Annotated in this window: 18 protein-coding genes; 11 read left to right on the plus strand and 7 right to left on the minus strand. The window is 69.7% G+C overall.

Going from position 1 to position 15537, the window contains the following annotated elements:
* Positions 1–32 precede the first annotated feature (32 nt).
* The 3 genes from G5T42_RS12725 to xseA are packed head-to-tail and all read right to left on the minus strand — an operon-like array spanning position 33 to position 2314.
* Positions 33–674 (minus strand): DUF4245 family protein, encoded by a 642-nt coding sequence (locus tag G5T42_RS12725; RefSeq protein WP_165129020.1) that lies wholly within the window; start codon positions 672–674, stop codon positions 33–35.
* The gene (locus G5T42_RS12730) at positions 674–955 is read right to left on the minus strand and encodes an exodeoxyribonuclease VII small subunit (protein WP_241245811.1); all 282 of its coding nucleotides are present in this window, start codon (positions 953–955) and stop codon (positions 674–676) included. Before G5T42_RS12730 ends, G5T42_RS12725 begins: the two co-directional genes overlap by 1 nt.
* A 60-nt stretch (positions 956–1015) precedes the next feature.
* Positions 1016–2314 (minus strand): exodeoxyribonuclease VII large subunit, encoded by a 1299-nt coding sequence (gene xseA / locus G5T42_RS12735; protein WP_165129022.1) that lies wholly within the window; start codon positions 2312–2314, stop codon positions 1016–1018.
* A gap of 152 nt (positions 2315–2466) precedes the next feature.
* Between xseA and G5T42_RS12740 the strand changes: the two genes are divergently transcribed.
* The 5 genes from G5T42_RS12740 to G5T42_RS12760 all read left to right on the plus strand — a co-directional run bounded on the left by G5T42_RS12740 (position 2467) and on the right by G5T42_RS12760 (position 6065).
* Positions 2467–3507, plus strand: a complete 1041-nt coding sequence (locus tag G5T42_RS12740; protein ID WP_165130234.1) for a 4-hydroxy-3-methylbut-2-enyl diphosphate reductase — start codon at positions 2467–2469, stop codon at positions 3505–3507.
* Positions 3504–4094, plus strand: a complete 591-nt coding sequence (locus tag G5T42_RS12745) for a DUF6264 family protein (RefSeq protein WP_165129023.1) — start codon at positions 3504–3506, stop codon at positions 4092–4094. The genes G5T42_RS12740 and G5T42_RS12745 overlap by 4 nt, the downstream gene beginning before the upstream one ends.
* A 92-nt stretch (positions 4095–4186) precedes the next feature.
* Positions 4187–4693: a sigma-70 family RNA polymerase sigma factor gene (locus G5T42_RS12750; protein WP_165129024.1), complete on the plus strand. Its 507-nt coding sequence runs from the start codon at positions 4187–4189 to the stop codon at positions 4691–4693.
* Positions 4690–5391: a zf-HC2 domain-containing protein gene (locus G5T42_RS12755; protein WP_165129026.1), complete on the plus strand. Its 702-nt coding sequence runs from the start codon at positions 4690–4692 to the stop codon at positions 5389–5391. The genes G5T42_RS12750 and G5T42_RS12755 overlap by 4 nt, the downstream gene beginning before the upstream one ends.
* Before the next feature lie 125 nt (positions 5392–5516).
* Positions 5517–6065: an MOSC domain-containing protein gene (locus G5T42_RS12760; protein ID WP_165129028.1), complete on the plus strand. Its 549-nt coding sequence runs from the start codon at positions 5517–5519 to the stop codon at positions 6063–6065.
* Positions 6066–6155: 90 nt separating this feature from the next.
* Here the strand turns inward: G5T42_RS12760 and fbaA are convergent, their stop codons facing one another.
* Positions 6156–7184, minus strand: a complete 1029-nt coding sequence (fbaA, locus tag G5T42_RS12765; protein WP_165129030.1) for a class II fructose-bisphosphate aldolase — start codon at positions 7182–7184, stop codon at positions 6156–6158.
* A 189-nt stretch (positions 7185–7373) separates the two neighbouring features.
* On the opposite strand from fbaA, the gene glpX reads away from it, so the two are divergent.
* Together glpX and G5T42_RS12775 are read left to right on the plus strand one after the other, a co-directional pair.
* A complete protein-coding gene (gene glpX / locus G5T42_RS12770) occupies positions 7374–8363 on the plus strand; it encodes a class II fructose-bisphosphatase (protein ID WP_165129032.1) in 990 nt (329 codons plus the stop codon).
* A gap of 162 nt (positions 8364–8525) precedes the next feature.
* On the plus strand, positions 8526–8729 hold the full coding sequence (locus G5T42_RS12775) for a UDP-N-acetylmuramyl pentapeptide phosphotransferase (RefSeq protein WP_241245812.1): 204 nt from the start codon (positions 8526–8528) through the stop codon (positions 8727–8729).
* A gap of 27 nt (positions 8730–8756) precedes the next feature.
* Here G5T42_RS12775 and G5T42_RS12780 read toward each other — a convergent pair whose 3' ends face one another.
* The 3 genes from G5T42_RS12780 to G5T42_RS12790 form a co-directional block, all read right to left on the minus strand.
* Positions 8757–10088 (minus strand): DNA recombination protein RmuC, encoded by a 1332-nt coding sequence (locus tag G5T42_RS12780; protein ID WP_165129036.1) that lies wholly within the window; start codon positions 10086–10088, stop codon positions 8757–8759.
* A gap of 14 nt (positions 10089–10102) precedes the next feature.
* On the minus strand, positions 10103–11464 hold the full coding sequence (locus G5T42_RS12785; protein ID WP_165129038.1) for an HNH endonuclease signature motif containing protein: 1362 nt from the start codon (positions 11462–11464) through the stop codon (positions 10103–10105).
* Between the two features lie 164 nt (positions 11465–11628).
* Positions 11629–12246, minus strand: coding sequence for a 3'-5' exonuclease (locus tag G5T42_RS12790; RefSeq protein WP_165130235.1), 618 nt, complete (start codon positions 12244–12246; stop codon positions 11629–11631).
* 104 nt (positions 12247–12350) lie between these two features.
* Between G5T42_RS12790 and G5T42_RS12795 the strand changes: the two genes are divergently transcribed.
* From G5T42_RS12795 to ychF, 4 genes are read left to right on the plus strand one after another with little or no spacing between them, the layout of a single operon-like run.
* Positions 12351–13094 (plus strand): class I SAM-dependent methyltransferase, encoded by a 744-nt coding sequence (locus tag G5T42_RS12795; protein ID WP_165129040.1) that lies wholly within the window; start codon positions 12351–12353, stop codon positions 13092–13094.
* On the plus strand, positions 13091–13720 hold the full coding sequence (locus tag G5T42_RS12800; protein WP_165129042.1) for a dihydrofolate reductase family protein: 630 nt from the start codon (positions 13091–13093) through the stop codon (positions 13718–13720). The genes G5T42_RS12795 and G5T42_RS12800 overlap by 4 nt, the downstream gene beginning before the upstream one ends.
* Complete coding sequence (locus G5T42_RS12805) at positions 13717–14418, plus strand: HAD family hydrolase (protein ID WP_165129044.1); 702 nt, start codon at positions 13717–13719, stop codon at positions 14416–14418. Before G5T42_RS12800 ends, G5T42_RS12805 begins: the two co-directional genes overlap by 4 nt.
* Before the next feature lie 43 nt (positions 14419–14461).
* The gene (gene ychF, locus G5T42_RS12810; protein WP_165129046.1) at positions 14462–15535 is read left to right on the plus strand and encodes a redox-regulated ATPase YchF; all 1074 of its coding nucleotides are present in this window, start codon (positions 14462–14464) and stop codon (positions 15533–15535) included.
* Positions 15536–15537 lie beyond the last annotated feature (2 nt).

The following is a 15537-nucleotide window of genomic DNA, read 5'->3' on the forward strand; positions in this document are numbered from 1 at the left end:
CCGGTATCCCGAGCGGTGCAGCCTGTCTTCGGTCACTGGGCGTCCTGCGCGATCGCCTTCACCTGGTCGGCGACGGACTTCGCCGCCGTCTCGACCGTCTTCTCGTCGGTCGAGCCGTAGATCATGACGGTGTCAGGCCCCGCCGGTGTGCTCAGCGCGATCGACACATTGCCGGCACGGGCGGGGTCGGGGATGTCGTAGACCGTCCACTCGACGCCGTCGATCGTCGTGGTGCCCGACGCGTCGGCCCCCTTGAGCACGCGAGTGGGCCACGCGGCATCCGCGTCGAAGCCCTGCGCGATGCGCAGATAGCCGGATGCCTCGCTCGGCACGTAGACGATCGTCCAGGCGCCGACCGAATCGCCCTCGACGGCGGCGCTGTTGGCACGCCAGGTGTCGGGCACGTCGGGGACGAGGACCGTGCGATCTTCAGCGGAGGAGACGTCGGCGGCCACGGAGGCGACATCGACGGGCTCGCGCTCGGGGATCGAGCCTCGCGGCACGGCGAACACGATGATGAGGACGACGGTCAGCGTCGCGAGAAGAGCGGCGATGAGATTGCGGGTGTTCTGGCTGGAGCGGTAGGCGGCCGAGAACTGCGCCTTGCGGTCTGCGGTCTCTTCGGGGGTCTCGGGGCGGCCGAGCTCGGCGACGATGCGGGGAGCCCTGGCCATCACGACTCCGTGGCCGCGCTGTCGCCGGTACGGCTGCTGCTCGCGCCGTTCGGGCTCGCAGCGGCGGTCGAGGACCGTGCCGCATCGAGTCGGCGCTTGGCGCCGAGGAGCCATTCCTCACAGCGCTCCGCGAGGGCCTCGCCGCGCTCCCAGAGGGCCAGCGACTGCTCCAGGGTGGGAGCGCCCTGCTCGAGCTCGGCGACGACGCGCACGAGCTCATCCCGGGCCTGCTCGAACGACAGTGTCGCGACGTCGGAAAGCCCTTCGCTCGACACGCTCATGGCCTCCATCTTAGTTCGGCGTCCCGACGGGCTCCCGCCAGGTGCCTCGATGTGGAGTGATCACGAAGCGCCCCGCTGGGCGCCGTCGCCCTCCGCGATCTCGCCGTCCGACCGCGCCGCGAACGACCCGCGACCGACGGTCACGACGACGGAGGAGCCGGCGGGTGCCTGCGCCGCGTCGCGCACGATCACACCATCCGACAGGTGGGCGATCGCGTAGCCGCGCGCGAGCGTCGAGGCGGGTGAGAGCGCGCGCAGCGTCGCGCGCAGCTCGGCCGCATGGCGACTCTGCGCGTCGAGGGCGCGGTCGACGATGTCGCGACCGCGCGACGAGAGCAGCCAGAGCTGCTGCGCGCGCGAGTCGAGCATCGACTCCGGTGCCCGCAGGGCCGGACGCGAGCGCAGCTGCTCGAGCTGGGCGATGTCGTGCTGCAGGCGATGGGTCAGGCGCATCGTGAGCCGCGACCGCAGCTGGGCGACGATCGCGCGCTGCTCCGCGACATCCGGCACGATCCTCTTCGCGGCGTCCGTCGGCGTCGAAGCGCGCAGGTCCGCGACGTCGTCGAGGAGCGGGTGGTCGTTCTCGTGCCCGATCGCGCTGACGACGGGAGTGGATGCCGCGGCCACCGCCCGCACGAGCCGCTCGTCGCTGAAGCCGAGCAGCGTCTGCGGATCGCCGCCGCCGCGTGCGATGACGATGACGTCGACGTCGGGAGCGGCATCCAGTGCCTTCAGAGCCGCGATCGTCTCGGGGACGCAGCGCTCGCCCTGGACGGCGGCGTACTTCGTGCGGAAGCTCACCTGCGGCCAGCGCAGCTCGGCGTTGCGGTGGACGTCCTTCTCGGCGTCCGAGTTCTCACCCGTGATGAGCCCGATCGTGTGCGGGAGGAAAGGCAGCGGCTTCTTTCGCGCGGTGTCGAAGAGGCCCTCGGCGCGCAGCTGCGCGCGGAGTCGCTCCAGGCGCTCGAGCTGGTCGCCGAGGCCGACGTGCCGCATCGACGAGACCGTGAAGCTGAAGTCACCCTGCTTGACGAAGTAGTCGGCCTTGACGCATGCGATCACGTGGTCGCCGACCTTGAGGTCGCCCGGCACGCGGGCGAGCGTCTTCGACCACAGCCGGAACGAGATGAGGGAGTCGGATCCGAGGTCTTTCAGGCGTCCGAAGACGTTGCCGCCGCGCATGTTCCAGGACGTGATCTCGCCCTCGACCCAGACGAAGCCCCACTTCTCGATGAAGCCCCGGATCGTCTCGTTGAGCCGCGCGACGGACGTGGGCGCCTGCGGGCTGGACTCCCGCGGGTGCACCGCGTCGGACGGCGGCGGTTCCCCCGGCACGGTCTCGGGCCGGAACGTCGTCATCGGATGTCACCCGCGGGCGGCGCCCCGGTGGGCACGGCCTCCGGCTGGAAGGTGGTCATGGGATTCCTCCATCGGCGGACGCCCAGGTCGGGTGCCTGCGCCGCGGATAGGATCGAGGGGTGAAGTCGGCCTCTACGCTCTCCGCGGTCCGCATGCCCGTCCCGCGCATCCCGCGGCGGCGTGAGCGCCTCAAGGATATCCCGGTCGGCGGACAGAAGCGGGTGCTCCTCGCCTCGCCGCGGGGCTACTGCGCAGGGGTCGACCGCGCGGTCATCGCCGTCGAGAAGGCGCTCGAGCGCTTCGGCGCGCCCGTCTACGTGCGCAAGCAGATCGTGCACAACATCCACGTCGTGACCGAGCTCGAGCAGAAGGGCGCCATCTTCGTCGAAGAGGTCGACGAGGTGCCCGAGGGTGCCCACGTCGTGTTCAGCGCGCACGGCGTCTCGCCGGCGGTCGTGAACGCGGCATCCGATCGCGGCCTCCAGGCGATCGACGCGACCTGTCCGCTCGTGACGAAGGTGCACCGCGAGGCCGTGCGGTTCGCCCGCGACGACTTCGAGATCCTCCTCATCGGCCACCTGGGGCACGAGGAGGTCGAGGGAACGGCGGGCGAGGCCCCTGATCACGTCACGATCGTGAACTCTCCCGATGAGGCCGACACGGTCGTGGTGCGCGACCCCGACAAGGTCGTGTGGCTGTCGCAGACGACGCTGTCGGTCGACGAGACGATGGAGACCGTGCGCCGGCTGCGCCAGCGGTTCCCGAACCTGCAGGATCCGCCGTCCGACGACATCTGCTACGCGACGCAGAACCGGCAGGTCGCGATCAAGAAGGTCGCGAAGGATGCCGATCTCGTGATCGTCGTCGGATCGGCGAACTCGTCCAACAGCGTGCGGCTCGTCGAGGTCGCGCTCGAGTACGGCGCCAAGGCCGCGTACCGGGTGGACTACGCCGACGAGGTCGAGCAGGCGTGGCTCGAGGGCGTCGAGACGGTCGGCGTGACGTCGGGCGCATCGGTTCCCGAGGTGCTGGTCCAGGAGGTGCTCGAAGAGCTCGCCGGTGCCGGCTACCGCTCGGTCGAAGAGGTGCGGACGGCCGAAGAAGACCTCATGTTCTCGCTCCCCAAGGAGCTGCGATCGGATGCGGCGGGCAAGCGCGTGGACCGCGCGCTCGGCGGGCGGAGCCGCGCGTGACGAACGCCACCCCGGCGCAGCCTGAGCGCCCTCGCCCGGAATACGGGGAGTACGCCACGCCCGAGGAGCAGCGGGCGCGCATCCAGCAGCCTGATGCGACCTGGGCGCTCGACACGGGACAGGCGCTCGAGCCCGGCCAGGCACCCGAGGCTGCGCCGCAGCAGGCGGCTGCGCCGCAGCGCTGGCCCGTCGACACCTCTGCCGAAGCCGCGCGCTCGGGACGCAACATCGACCGGGTGGTGACGCTGTCGCTTCTCATCGTCGGGGCCTTCAACGTGGTGTTCACGGCGATCTCATACTTCAACCTGCCCGCTCTCGCGGACCAGGCGATGCAGATCATCGGGATCCCAGGAAGCTTCACCAACGTCGAGGCCGCGCGTCTCTGGGGCCCGATCGCCGCGATCGTCCTGATCGTCGGCTTCCTCGCCACCGCATTGTTCGCCTGGCGGCGGCTGAGCAAGGGCAAGCTCGCGTGGTGGATCCCCGTGGTCGGCGCCGTGATCACCTACCTGCTGGTGTACGTGTGCCTCGCCGTGCCGCTGCTCGGTGACCCCGCGTTCGTCGAATACGCCACCAACCCCCGCTGATCCCGCCCGGGTCCATACTCGAACTGCGCGACCGCTGGGACTGGTGAACCTTCCGGCTCGCCCACTCGTGGTCTCCTTCGAGGAGGTGTGCGATGCCAGACGACGACGACGCTCGGCTCACTGCGCTCTACGACGCGCACGCGGCGCCGGTCTGGCGCTACGTCGTGAAGCTGACCGGCGATCGGGCCGGCGCCGACGACGTCGTGCAGGAGACGCTGCTGCGCGCGTGGCGCACACCGAAGATCCTCGCCCAGGACCCTTCCACGACGCGGGCCTGGATGATCACCGTCGCCCGCCGCATCGTCATCGACGAGGCGCGCAGCGCCCGTCGGCGGCATGAGCGCACGGTGGCCGAGCTCCCCGAGAACGCGACCGGCGACAACACAGACGCGCTGTTCGAGGCGATCCTCATCCAGGAGGCGCTGGCGGTTCTGACCGCCGACCACCGCGCTGTCATCGTCAAGGCCTACTATCGCGGCCTCAGCATCTCGCAGACGGCCGTCGAGCTCGGCATCCCCGAGGGCACCGTCAAATCGCGACTTCATTACGGGCTGCGCGCGCTGCGGCTCGCACTTCAGGAGAGGGGGGTGACCCGATGAACCCCGACCACACGCACTTCGCGCAGTGGGATGCCGCCTACGTGCTGGGTGCGCTCTCGCCGAGCGACCGTCGCGACTTCGAAGCGCATCTCGACGAGTGTCCCGACTGCCGCCGGGCGATCGCGGAGCTCACTCCGACGGTCGGCCTGCTCTCGCGCATCTCTGCGCAGGATGCCGAGGCGATCGACGACGACGATCTCGACGAGGACTCGGCCGGCTCCGCCGCCGTGCTCTCGCTGGCGCGCGAGCGATCGCGCCGCCGTCGGCGCCTCCGCGTCGTGGCCCTCGTGGCGGCGGCCGTGCTCGTCATCGCGGCGGTCGCCGTGCCGCTGTCGGTCTCGAGCTTCGTTCCGCGGCCGACCGAGTCGTTCGCGCTGCAGAGCACGACCGACGTGCCGCTCGAGGCGAGCGTGCAGCTGACGTCGGTCGGCTGGGGCACGCGCATCGAGCTCAGCTGCCGGTATCCGGAGGATGACGAGTCCGGAGCGCCCGAGGAGGGCTGGACGTACGCCCTCACCGTCGTCGACAGCGCCGGCGAGGCGTCGAACGTCTCGACCTGGCGCTCGAGGCCGGGTGCGAACGCCCGGTTGCAGGCAGGGACCGCGCTCGACGTCTCGGACATCCGCAGCGTCGAGATCCGCACGATGTCGGGCCAGATCCTGATGTCGTACGACCTTCCGCAGACCTCCGAGGGTTGACGGGCACGACTTTCCTGAAGGTCGGGGGAGCGGCGCGAGCTTCGGCAGACGACCGAGAGCCCGACGCGCACGGCGCGACGGGAACGTCGGCGCCCGGGCCGGACGCTCCCGCTTAGGATGACGGGATGCCTCGCCTCCTCGCCGTCTGCGTCGTGCACGAGCTGCGTCCCGATTCCGGAAACGGCGTGACCGCGATCGACAAGCGGCCGGCTCCCGGTCCGGTTCGGATCCGCGCCTTCGGCGCGTACGGCGATGTGCAGGCGGATCGGAAGCACCACGGCGGCCTCGACAAGGCGCTCTACGCCTACAGCCAGGAGGACGCCGAGTTCTGGGAGGGCGAGCTCGGGCGTGCGGTTCCGCCGGGCTTCTTCGGCGAGAACCTCCGCACCGAAGGCCTCGACGTCAACGCCGCCCGCATTGGTGAGCGGTGGCGGATCGGCTCGCGCGTCGAGGTCGAGGTGACGATGCCCCGCACGCCGTGCGGCACGTTCGCCCGCCGCATCGGCGGCTCCCACCAGCGCGGCTGGGTGAAGCGCTTCTCGGCCGAGCGCCGCCTCGGTCCCTACCTCCGTGTCATCCGCACGGGAACGATCCAGGCGGGTGACGAGATCACCGTCATCCCTGCACCCGACGGCGCGCCCGGCCTTCTGGACGTCTACCGCGACCCGGAGTGACCTGGCGCCGCCTCCGCCGTTCGCAGGAACGCGAATGCCCCGGCCCGCGCGGGCCGGGGCATCCGTCGTCGATCTGGATGTCGAGCGTGATCAGCTCTTCGACTGGCCGTAGGAGCCGAGCTGCTTCGTCGCCTCGACGACGCGGGCCGCCATGGCGGACTCGGCGACCTTGCCCCACGCGCGCGGGTCGTAGGCCTTCTTGTTGCCCACCTCGCCGTCGACCTTGAGGACGCCGTCGTAGTTCTGGAACATGAAGCCCGCGACCGAGCGCGTGAAGGCGTACTGGGTGTCAGTGTCGATGTTCATCTTCACGACGCCGTTCTGCACAGCAAGGGCGATCTCCTCGTCGGTCGAGCCGCTGCCGCCGTGGAAGACGAGGTCGAGGGGCTTCGGTCCGGTGCCGAACTGCGCCGCGATGCCCTCCTGGATCTCTCCGAGCAGCTCGGGCTTGAGCTTGACGTTGCCGGGCTTGTAGACGCCGTGCACGTTGCCGAAGGTGAGCGCCGCGATGTAGCGGCCGTTCTCGCCGAGGCCGAGCGCCTCGACGAACTTCGCCACGTCGCCCGTGGTCGTGTACAGGGCGTCGTTCGTGCCCTCGTGCTTGACGCCGTCCTCTTCGCCGCCGACGACGCCGATCTCGACCTCGAGGATCGCGTTGATGTTCTTGAGGCGGGGGAGCAGCTCCTTCGCGATCTCGACGTTCTCCTCGAGCGGCACGGCCGAGCCGTCCCACATGTGCGACTGGAAGATCGGGTTCCCGCCGGCCTTCACCTCTTCCTCCGAGGCGGCGATCAGCGGGAGGACGAAGTCCTCAAGCGCGGGCTTGGGGCAGTGGTCGGTGTGCAGCGCGACCGTGATCGGGTAGTTCTTGGCGACCTCGGTGGCGAACTTCGCGAAGGCGAGAGCGCCGGTCGCGCGGCCCTTCACCGTGTGGCCGGCGAAGTAGTCGGCGCCGCCCGTCGTGACCTGGATGATGCCGTCCGAGCCGGCCTCGGTGAGGCCCTGCAGGATCGCGTTGATCGACTGCGAGCTCGCCGCGTTGATCGCGGGGTACGCGAAGCCGCCGGCCTTCGCGCGGTCCAGCATCTCGGCGTACTGCTCTGGGGTGGCGACGGGCATGACAGGCTCCTTGCTCGGGGGACGTTCACGGCAAGCCTAGCGAAGCGCCTTGCGGGGTCGGGATGCCACGGCATCCCTGCTCCTCGACGAGCGGCGCGATCTTCGCGGACGGAAAGAACCGCGATTCCTTCGCGCCAGTGGACCGGAAATCGGCGAAGGGTGTGAAGGCCCGAGGCTAGGCTGACGCCCATGGTGAGCCTGACCGAAGACATGAGCCCTCTGCACCCCGATCGCAACCTCGCTCTCGAGCTCGTGCGGGCCACGGAGGCGGCGGCGATCCGGGCCGTCCCCTTCATCGGGCGCGGGCAGAAGGAGCTCGCCGACGGTGCGGCGGTCGACGCGATGCGCGCCTTCCTCACCACGGTGAACTTCGACGGCGTCATCGTCATCGGCGAGGGGGAGAAGGACAACGCCCCCATGCTTTACAACGGCGAGTCCGTCGGCAACGGGCGCGGGCCGCAGTGCGACATCGCGGTCGACCCGATCGACGGCACGACGCTGACGGCCGAGGGGCGCAACAACGCGCTCTCGGTCATCGCGGTGTCGGATCGCGGCACGATGCTCGACGCCTCAACCGTCTTCTACATGGACAAGCTCGTGACCGGGCCGGCCGGTGTCGGCGTGGTCGACATCCGTCTTCCGATCGCCGAGAACATCCGCCTGCTCGCCAAGGCGCTCGGGAAGCCCGTCGACGAGCTCGTCGTCTCGGTCCTGAACCGCCCGCGGCACGCGCAGCTCATTCAAGAGATCCGGGATGCCGGAGCCGGCACGCGACTCATGTCCGACGGCGATGTGGCCGGCGGCATCAACGCCGCGCGCCACAACGCCCGCACCGACATGTGCGTCGGTATCGGCGGCAGTCCCGAGGGAATCGTCACAGCGTGCGCCATCAAGGCGCTCGGCGGGCACATCCAGGGGCGTCTGTGGCCGCGCGACGACGACGAGAAGCAGAAGGGCGTCGATGCGGGCCTCAAGCTCGACGACTTCGTCTACGAGGCGGACGACCTCGTGACCGGCCAGAACACGCTGTTCGTCGCCACCGGCGTGACGAACGGGGAGCTCGTCGGCGGCGTGCGCCGCGAGGGGGACTGGATCTACACCGAGAGCGTCGTGCTGCGCGGGGCCTCCGGCACCCTGCGGCGGATCACGTCGGAGCACCTGACCTCGAAGTGGCTCTGACCGCCTAGCACGGAGCCGACGCGCGAGTCCGGGGTGTCGACCGAGATGTGAACGTTCTGGGAACGTGTCCTAGTCGTTGTCAAGCCGACCCGGCTGATCGAGAGCCGTCTGGCACAATGGTCAAGGCGTCGAACGGCGCCGACGCACGTCGAAGGGATGCCGATGACCGTGCAGACCACGGGTCCGCAGACCGGAGCCCAAGCCGTTATCAAGGACGCTACCGACCCCGCCCGCCGACCCGACGTCTTCTTCCGGGTTCGTCGTGACGAGGGACACCAGGTCTCGGCGTGGTGGATGATCGGCGCGTTCGTGCTCGTCTCGGCTGGCGTCATCGCCCTCATGAGCCTGGTTCCCGGCGGCGCCTGACCCGACGACGCAAGGTCGTTGGCGGTCTCAGTCCGTCGCGATTCGGTCGCGCAGATCCCCTAGGTCGGCACCGAGGTCGAGTTCGTCCTCTCGGCCGCCCGATTCGGAGCCTCCGCCGCGCGTCCGGCCGTCATCGATCGCCTCGAGGAGCTCGGGCGCGGTGAGGTGACGGGGGGCGCGATCGATCGCGGCCGGCGCCGACACCGCATCGAGCTTGGTCGCGTCGATGCCGGGGAACCGCCGCGCAGAGACCAGCACGCGCGACTCGAGCGAGCCGGTGAACTTGTTGTAGCTGTCGACCGTCCGCTCGATCGCGCGTCGCAGGTCATCGGCGTGGCTCGCGAGACCGCCGAGCCGCTCGTAGAGCTGGTTGCCCAGGTCGAAGAGGCGCCGCGCCTCGGACGAGACATCCTGCTGCGTCCACGTGTATGCGACGGTCTTGAGCACCGCCCACAGGTTCACGGGTGACGCCAGCGCCACTCGGCGCCCGAAGGCGTAGTCCAGGAGGGCGGGGTCCTCCTCCAGCGCCGCCGCCAGGAGCGACTCCGAGGGGACGAAGCACACCACGAACTCGGGGCTCGACGACAGGCCGGCCCAGTACGTCTTCTTGGCGAGGGCATCGACGTGCGCCCGGACGGCTTTGACGTGCTTCTCGAGCAGCGCCTTGCGCCGCGCGCCCTCGGCGCCTTGCGCGGTCAGCGGGATCGCGCTCGCCTCGAGGTACGCGTCGAGCGGCACCTTGGCATCGACGGCCAGCGCCTTGTCGCCGGGGAGGCGGATGACCATATCGGGACGGCCGGCCCCGGCATCCGTCACGATCGACGTCTGGGTATCGAAGTCGACGTAGCGCGTGAGGCCTGCCGCCTCGACGACGCGTCGCAGCTGCGTCTCACCCCACACACCCCTGGTGCTGCCCGAACGGAGGGCGCTCGCGAGGGATTCGGTCGTCGCGCGAAGGGCCTCGTCGGACTCGCGCGAGTGCCGCAGCTGCTCGGCGAGAGCCCCGAACTGCTCCTGCCGGTCGCGCTCGAGCGCATCGACCTTCTGCTGCATCGTGTGGAGCGTCTCGCTCACCGGTGCGAGGGCGCGGAGCACGGCGTGCTCGCGCCGCTCCCGCTCTTCGCGCATCGCCTGGTCGGCGCGCGCCTGCCCGGCGAGCTCACGATAGAGCAGCTGCTGGTGGTCGAGCTGCGCCTGCACGCCGGCGCGCGCGGCCTCGGACGCCGCGAGGTGCGCGCGGAGCTCGCCCTGCTCGCGCGATGCCCGCGTCGTGCCGCGCGCGAGACCCGCGAACCACCCGGCGAGCAGGCCGGCCGCGAGACTGCCGATCACGAGGATCGAAACGAGAAGAGCATCCATGTGAGAAGGATGGCTCATGCCTCCGACACCCGGCGGGATTCGAGCTCCGGAAGGAATGTCACCGGAAGCGGCGGCTCGTCGATGTAGAGGCGACCCAGCGGCGACGTCCATTCCATGACGCCGCCCTTCAACTGGCGCACTCGCCACGGCGTGAACTGCTTCATCGAGTGATGTCGCTGGCAGAGATGGCAGAGGTTGCACCGGTGGGTCCTGCCGCCCAGCGCCGCGTCATGGTTGTGGTCGACCTCGCAGCGCACCGCCGGGAGCCGGCAGCCCGGGAACCGACAGCGTTGATCTCGTGCCCGGAGGTACCGGTCGAGGGAAGCCGGTCGCGCGTACGTGTCGACCTCGATGACCGATCCTGTGACCGGGTCGGTGAGGATCCGCTCGATCGGGTGAGTCGTCGAGCCCAGGAGCGCCCGAGCCGTCTCAGCGTCGATCGGGGAGTGTCCGACGAGATCAGCCGGTCCGTCGTCGGCTCCGAGAGCGGTCAACGCCGGCACGACGACCTGAACGCGTGCACGGATCGCTCCGAGCGTGCCGGGTCCGTCATCCGTCCGCGTCGGGTCGGCGTCCGGCGCCCCGGTCAACAGGATGTCGGCCAGGACGTCGGCGCGGATCTGGTCCAGCGTCCGCGCGTCGCTCGCCACCACGTCACCCGGGATGAGTCGCGACAGCGTCTCATCCCGGGTAGAAGCGGAGGACGAGGCATCCGTCTTCTGAGAGGTCGACGTCGGAGCGTGCGTGCGCGCATTGCTGATCGCGCGCCCCTGCGCGGTCAGCCGGTCGTAGACGGCATGAGCGAGGACCGAGGGGAGCGTCGCGATGAGATCGGACATGCCTTCGCCGAGGTCGATCACGCGGACGTTCCGCGTCTCGCGGGCCTCTTGATGACGCTCCGCCAGGGTCCGCGGATGCAGCCGCGCCGCGACGATCTCGAGCCGGGACCTGACCCGGCCAGGGGTGTCTTCCTGGCATACGGCGATCGCGACCGTCTCGAAGTCGTCCCGCTTGTGGGGCGGCAGGGCGGCGCCGAGCTCGGTGATGAGCCGCTGATGCCGCTCGGAGATCTCGTTGTGCCGACCAGCCTCGAACGTGCGTGGATACAGCTCGGTCAGCTCCCGCGCCTCACCGATGCGCCGCTGCACGGAGCGGTCGTCCATCATCAGGATGCCGGCGAACTCGGCCGCAATGGACCGAAGCGCCATGTCGTGGTCGCGTACGCGAGCGTCGCTCGACGCGGCGACGTCTTCGGCGATCCTGCCACCGCGCGCGAGGGCGGTCGTCACCATCGCGCGGGCCTCGGCCGCGGCATCCAATCCCCGCTGCAGCAGCGCAGCCGCATCGGCGAGCTCGGCAGCCTGAACGTCGGTCAAGCCGAGAACTCCGTGCCCGTGCATCGTGCCCCATCAGGTCGCCGCACCGCGATCGCGCTGCGTGATCTCGCCCGGGCACTGGGCTTGGTCTCGTCGGCTGAGAAGCTTCTCTTCCGACGCGAGACAAGCCTCTCACCGACCTCCGACATCGCCGGCGGAAGGGATCAGGCGACGGCGACCGCCGCGTCGAAGTCGAAGAGGGGCGCCGGCTCCACGACTCGGATCTGCGAGATCCGCACGTTCGCAGCCTCGGCGAGCGACGTCATGCTGTAGGCGCCGGTGCGGTGTGCGGCATCGATCATGATGTGCGCGCAGGCGAGGGCATCCGCGGACGCGTCGTGATGGGCGAAATCCATGAACCCCGCCACCGCCGCGACGGACGGCAGCCGGTACGAGTCCAGCTCGTACAGCTTTCGCGCCACCTGCAGACTGCACATATAGCGGTACGGCGGGCACACCTCGCCGGTCGCCTCGCACGCCAGCCGGATCACGGTCATGTCGAAGCCGGCGTTGTGCGCGACGAGCACATCGTCGCCGACGAACGCGGCAAGATCGACGAGCTGCTCGGTCCAGCCCTTCGCGCCGATGACGTCTTCTTGACGGATGCCGTGGATCCGCGTGTTCAGTTCGAAGAACCGGTCGTGGCCGGGCGGGGGCTGGATGAGCCACCCAGCCGTTGCGACCACCTCGCCATCGCGCACGCGGGCCATCCCGACGGAGCATGCGGAGGCAGTGCTGGAGTTCGCCGTCTCGAAGTCGATCGCGGTGAAGTCCAATGGCACGCTGCCAGCCTCACCCGCAGCCGTGCGACGGATGCCGAGGCGCGCCGTGCGGCGGGGAACAGGAGTTCGAGGCATCCGTCGTCCGCCCGCCGTAGGCTCGGGACATGGCCAGCCGCGAAGAGATGTCCAGGTCGTTCGGCTCCGCCGCGGGAGCCTACGAGTCGGGCCGGCCCGACTACCCGCTCGAGGCGGTGCAGTGGCTGCTCGCGCCGGCGCGCGGTCGTGAGCGGGTCGAGCGGGTCGCCGACGCCGGAGCGGGGACCGGCAAGCTCACGCGGGCGCTCGTCGAGGCGGGCGCGGAGGTCGTGGCGATCGATCCGGATCCGGCCATGCTCGCGACCCTGCGCGACAACGTCTTCGCTGTGCCGACCTTTGTCGGGACGGCTGAACAGCTTCCGCTTCCCGATGCCAGCGTCGACGTCGTGACGTTCGGCCAGGCGTGGCACTGGGTTGACCCCGCGGCCGCCTCTCAGGAGGCCGCCCGTGTGCTGCGTTCGGGCGGCGTGCTCGGTCTGATCTGGAACGTCCGTGACGAGAGCGTGGACTGGGTGCGCCGGCTCACCGCGATCATGCACCCGTCGCCGGCCGAGTCGCTCATCGCGGAGGGCGGTCCTGACCCCCACCCGCCTTTCACGTCGTTCGAGCGCGAGACGTGGGAGTGGAAGCGGCCGATCACGAAGCCCGTCTTCACCAACATGGTGGCGTCTCGCAGCTACGTCATCACCGCGGGTCCGGATGAGCGGGCGCGGATCCTCCGACACGTCGAGGAGCTGTACGACGAGGTCGGCGGCGGGGGAGAGATCGCGCTGCCGTACCGGACTGAGGCGTTCCGAGGCATCCGCCCATGAGCGCTCAGAAGCTGATCGTCTGCAACTTCGTCACCGTCGACGGACGGTACGAGGATGACGACCACGACATTATCTCGTTCTTCGAGCACCAGCATCCCGACTACGACGGCGCCGACTCGTTCGACTTCTACACCGCCGAACTGCTCGAGAACTCCGACACCCTGCTGCTCGCGGGGCGCCGGTCGTTCCTCGGGAACATGGAGTACTGGTCGGGCGTGCGAGGCAACCCCCAGGCCACCGCAATCCGACGCGAGTTCGCCGACCTGATCCTCGACGTCGACAAGGTGGTCGTCTCCGACACGATCACGCGCGAAGACATCGCGCCCTACTCCAACACCCGGATCGTGCGGATCGCCGACGCCCGCTCCATGGTGGCGGCGATGAAAGAGACGCCGGGTCGCGGCATCCTGATCCTCCTCGGGCGGGTGCTGTGGAACGACCTGATGCATGCCGGACTCGTCGACGAGCTGCACCTCGTGACCTTCCCGCTCATCGCGGGCGGGGGAGTGTCGCTCTTCGATTCGCGGCCGCCCGTCGCGCTGCGGCTGCTCGAGACGCGCGTGTGGGAGGAGTCCGGCAACGTCCTCATGCGGTGGCGCGTCGACCCCGACGGGCGGGGCGCGTGAGCATCCGCGGCGTCTGCTTCGACCTCGACGGCACCCTGCTGCGGGACGACAAGATGGGCCAGGTCGTGACGGATGTCGCGGCCGAGGTCGCGGCGCGGCATCCCGAACTGGACGCGGCCGAGGTGTCGGCCGCCAACCTCGAGGCGTGGCGGCTGTACTGGCCCGAGCTGGCCGAGCAGTGGTTCACGGGCGAGGTCGACGAGGACGCCGTCGCGCGGGAGGTGTGGCGTCGCACGCTGGCGGGCTTCGACGTCGACGACCGGGAGACCGTCGACCACGCTCTCGCCCTGCACACGGCCGGCGAGCAGGCGTCGTTCGAGCTCTACCCCGAGTCGCGCGAGGTGCTCGCGGCGCTGCGGGAGCGAGGCATCCGGATCGCGATCATCACCAACGGTCCGACGGGCCTGCAGCGGGCCAAGGTCGATGCCGTGGGCCTCGGCGACCTCGTGGACGCGGTCATAGTCTCGGGCGAGCACGGCGTCGAGAAGCCCGAGGCAGAGATCTTCGAGATCGCCCTCGGGATGCTGGGGCTCGGCGCCGACGAGGCGCTCCACATCGGCGACAACCAGGTGGCGGATGTCGAGGGCGCTCGCCGTGCCGGTCTGCGGGCGGTGTGGATCAACCGCGTCGAGGCGGTGCAGGACTGCGAGCCGGATGCCGTCGTGACGGAGTTGCGAGGACTGCTCGACCTGCTCTGAGCGGCCACGGCCACCCACGGCCGCCCACGTAGACTGGACTCCCGTGGCTCTCACCATCGGAATCGTCGGTCTGCCGAATGTCGGCAAGTCCACCCTCTTCAACGCCCTGACCAAGAATCAGGTGCTCGCGGCGAACTACCCGTTCGCGACGATCGAGCCCAACATCGGGGTCGTGAACCTGCCCGACCCGCGGCTCGACAAGCTGGCCGAGATCTTCCACAGCGAGCGGATCCTCCCGGCGGCCGTCTCCTTCGTCGACATCGCCGGCATCGTGCGGGGCGCGTCGGAGGGCGAGGGGCTCGGCAACAAGTTCCTCGCGAACATCCGCGAAGCCGATGCGATCGCACAGGTCGTGCGCGGCTTCGCCGACGACGACGTCGTGCACGTCGAGGGCGCGGTGAACCCGCAGAGCGACATGGAGACCATCAACGCGGAGCTGCAGCTCGCCGATCTCGAGACGCTCGAGAAGGCGATCGCCCGCTACGAGAAGGAGGTGCGTGGCCGCAAGCTCGACCCCGTCGTGCTCCAGACCGCCGAGGCTGCGCGCGACGCGCTGCAGCGCGGGGAGCTGCTGTCGGCGTCGGGCATCGACCTTTCGCCCATCAAGGAGCTCGGGCTCCTCACCGCGAAGCCCTTCATCTTCGTGTTCAACGTCGACGAGGCGGTGTTGACGGATGCCTCGCGCAAGGCCGAGCTCGAAGCCCTGGTCGCGCCCGCCAAGGCGGTGTTCCTCGACGCGAAGATCGAGTCCGAGCTGATCGACCTGGACCCCGAGGACGCTGCCGAGCTGCTGGCCTCGACGGGTCAGGAGGAGTCGGGTCTCGACCAGCTCGCTCGAATCGGGTTCGACACGCTGGGCCTGCAGACCTACCTCACGGCGGGCCCGAAGGAGGCTCGCGCCTGGACGATCGGCAAGGGCTGGAAGGCCCCGCAGGCGGCCGGCGTGATCCACACGGACTTCGAGAAGGGCTTCATCAAGGCCGAGGTGATCTCCTTCGACGACCTGGTGGCGACAGGCTCGGTCGTCGAGGCCCGCTCGAAGGGCAAGGCTCGCCTGGAGGGCAAGGACTACGTCATGCAGGACGGCGACGTCGTGGAGTTCCGCTTCAACGTATAGTC

It is taken from the genome of Microbacterium sp. 4R-513 (assembly GCF_011046485.1).
Classification (GTDB): domain Bacteria; phylum Actinomycetota; class Actinomycetes; order Actinomycetales; family Microbacteriaceae; genus Microbacterium.

Bases quoted from the DNA above. Each gene is read 5' to 3' on its own strand.
- G5T42_RS12775 (WP_241245812.1), top strand. From the start codon at position 8,526: ATGACCGTGCAGACCACGGGTCCGCAGACCGGAGCCCAAGCCGTTATC.
- G5T42_RS12750 (WP_165129024.1), top strand. From the start codon at position 4,187: ATGCCAGACGACGACGACGCTCGGCTCACTGCGCTCTACGACGCGCAC.
- G5T42_RS12730 (WP_241245811.1), bottom strand. From the start codon at position 955: ATGAGCGTGTCGAGCGAAGGGCTTTCCGACGTCGCGACACTGTCGTTC.
- G5T42_RS12795 (WP_165129040.1), top strand. From the start codon at position 12,351: ATGGCCAGCCGCGAAGAGATGTCCAGGTCGTTCGGCTCCGCCGCGGGA.
- glpX (WP_165129032.1), top strand. From the start codon at position 7,374: ATGGTGAGCCTGACCGAAGACATGAGCCCTCTGCACCCCGATCGCAAC.
- G5T42_RS12755 (WP_165129026.1), top strand. From the start codon at position 4,690: ATGAACCCCGACCACACGCACTTCGCGCAGTGGGATGCCGCCTACGTG.
- G5T42_RS12780 (WP_165129036.1), bottom strand. From the start codon at position 10,088: ATGGATGCTCTTCTCGTTTCGATCCTCGTGATCGGCAGTCTCGCGGCC.
- G5T42_RS12800 (WP_165129042.1), top strand. From the start codon at position 13,091: ATGAGCGCTCAGAAGCTGATCGTCTGCAACTTCGTCACCGTCGACGGA.
- G5T42_RS12725 (WP_165129020.1), bottom strand. From the start codon at position 674: ATGGCCAGGGCTCCCCGCATCGTCGCCGAGCTCGGCCGCCCCGAGACC.
- G5T42_RS12760 (WP_165129028.1), top strand. From the start codon at position 5,517: ATGCCTCGCCTCCTCGCCGTCTGCGTCGTGCACGAGCTGCGTCCCGAT.
- fbaA (WP_165129030.1), bottom strand. From the start codon at position 7,184: ATGCCCGTCGCCACCCCAGAGCAGTACGCCGAGATGCTGGACCGCGCG.
- xseA (WP_165129022.1), bottom strand. From the start codon at position 2,314: ATGACGACGTTCCGGCCCGAGACCGTGCCGGGGGAACCGCCGCCGTCC.
- G5T42_RS12740 (WP_165130234.1), top strand. From the start codon at position 2,467: ATGCCCGTCCCGCGCATCCCGCGGCGGCGTGAGCGCCTCAAGGATATC.